At 70.6% G+C, this 1662-nt stretch carries 4 protein-coding genes; all 4 read left to right on the top strand.

Annotated features, from left to right (window positions below; all coding sequences use genetic code 11):
• Positions 1-118 precede the first annotated feature (118 nt).
• The 4 genes from ACFWBT_RS42835 to ACFWBT_RS42820 all read left to right on the top strand — a co-directional run bounded on the left by ACFWBT_RS42835 (position 119) and on the right by ACFWBT_RS42820 (position 1580).
• Complete coding sequence (locus ACFWBT_RS42835; protein WP_385710219.1) at positions 119-262, top strand: hypothetical protein; 144 nt, start codon at positions 119-121, stop codon at positions 260-262.
• A 205-nt stretch (positions 263-467) separates the two neighbouring features.
• On the top strand, positions 468-1052 hold the full coding sequence (locus ACFWBT_RS42830; RefSeq protein WP_385710217.1) for a hypothetical protein: 585 nt from the start codon (positions 468-470) through the stop codon (positions 1050-1052).
• A gap of 163 nt (positions 1053-1215) precedes the next feature.
• Entirely contained in the window at positions 1216-1353 is a 138-nt protein-coding gene (locus ACFWBT_RS42825; RefSeq protein WP_385710214.1) for a hypothetical protein, read from the top strand.
• A gap of 17 nt (positions 1354-1370) precedes the next feature.
• Positions 1371-1580 (top strand): hypothetical protein, encoded by a 210-nt coding sequence (locus ACFWBT_RS42820; RefSeq protein ID WP_385710211.1) that lies wholly within the window; start codon positions 1371-1373, stop codon positions 1578-1580.
• Positions 1581-1662: the final 82 nt, after the last annotated feature.

Below are 1662 nucleotides of genomic sequence, written 5' to 3'. Positions count from 1 at the left end.
CGGCTCCGCCGATGTCGTGGGCGAGCCCGGCCCGACCTGTACTCGGCGGCCATCCGCCGGACGCACGATCCGCGGGTGGTGTCGGTCAGCTCAGCGGTATCTGACCCTGCCGGGGCGCATGGAGTTCGCGATCCGGGACGCGCTGACGGGCATCGCCAATCTCGACGTCTTCATGTACCCGGACGGTGACCGCTACGACCTGCGCATCACGGCCGCCGAGCCGCTGGTGACCAAGGAGTGGCGGGTGGATGCGAAGGCGTAGGCGGTCCTTCGGGGCCCTGGCCGACGCACTGCTCGAGCGCCCCGCGCTGGGCGGAAGAGTGCGGCTGACCATCGTGGTCTCCCACCGGCAGCGGTCGGACCTTCCGCTGCTGCAGTCCCGTCTTGCCGGGCGGCCGGACTTTGAGGTGATGACCAGCGAAGAACTTCGTCGCCGAGGTTCTTCGCTGGTGCCGCCTGGGTGAGTCGTGGAGACCGGTGAGGTCCATGAGGCGTTGCAGCGCTGTGCCATCGCGGCGTATCTCGCCCTGTCTCAGCAGTACTTCGCGTTCGAGACCGTTGACGGCCGGTGCGGGGTGCCGCTGGACTTCGCGGCGATGTTCGCCGCCCGGCGCACCGACGTGTGGGGGGTCTGGCTGTCACTGCCGCGCGCCGAGCATGAGCGGGTGGGCCGGCTGTGGCAAGCGCTCCGGCAGGAGGGGGACCTGGCGCAGCCGGAGACGTTCCGTGAGACGGTCCTGGAGTACGCGGTGGCGCCCACAGCACTGTTCCGGATCCCGGAGGAATCGAACGCGGACGAGGCCCACTGGCTGGTGGCCTGCCATGCTCAAGAGCTCCCCGCTCTGGCCGAGCATCTCGTTCAGGAGGCCGAGGGATACCGGGCCCTGCTGGAGAGGTCACTGCCGACAGCCGGGGAAGGCCTGTGGACTTTCGGCCGCGACCGGCTGTACACGGTGGAGATCCCCGCAGGCGAGAAGGGCGCGTTCGTTGCCCGGTGCGGCTGCGCACCGAGCCGTTTCTCAAGGAAGCGGCACTGCCGCGCCAAGCGGTGATGGACCGCGTGGTGGGCCAGGGGACAGCCCGGCCGGGAAAGTTTGGGTGGAAGCCCGGTCTGCTTGAGGGATTCTTCGAGCGGCTCACCGACGCCTACGGCCGCACGGCGGCGGAGTTGCGGCTGCCCGCGGGCGCGATGACGCTGCTGAATGCGCCCACCGGGTGGGCAAGAGCGTGCTGATGCGGGACGCGGCACACCTGCTGGCAGCGAGCGGCCAGGGTCCGGTCCTCGTGGTAGTGGGCCTGATCGTGAAGGGCTGGGCACTGCCGAGCAGTTGGCTGCGGACAACGCACTGGTAGAGGAGACGTCTGGCACCGTGCAGGACGCTGCCGGGCGGGCGGGCAGGCCGCTGCGGGTGGCGCCGTGGGTGGCGCCCTCGCGCCACGACGACCAGGCGGAGCTCGCCTTCGCCCAGGGCCGCGAGGACCGGTTCGAGCTGTTCGCCGCGGCTGCGAGTGACGGGCTGGCCGCGGACCACGACCAGCCGGGCTTCTTCGGTGCCCACCCTCACGGCCCTCACGTTTAAATTCTTCTTTGGCGACCCGGACTCGCGCAGCACCTGCGCCCTGGACAGAACGGCACCCACGCCGGCCGCGGCCGCTCCGGAG

The organism is Streptomyces sp. NPDC060027, assembly GCF_042737005.1.
In the GTDB taxonomy this organism is placed as follows: domain Bacteria; phylum Actinomycetota; class Actinomycetes; order Streptomycetales; family Streptomycetaceae; genus Streptomyces.
This window is presented reverse-complemented; position numbering and strand designations above follow the sequence as displayed.

What these genes read in the sequence shown, in the direction of transcription:
- ACFWBT_RS42835 (WP_385710219.1), top strand. Translation starts at nt 119, where the DNA reads ATGGAGTTCGCGATCCGGGACGCGCTGACGGGCATCGCCAATCTCGAC.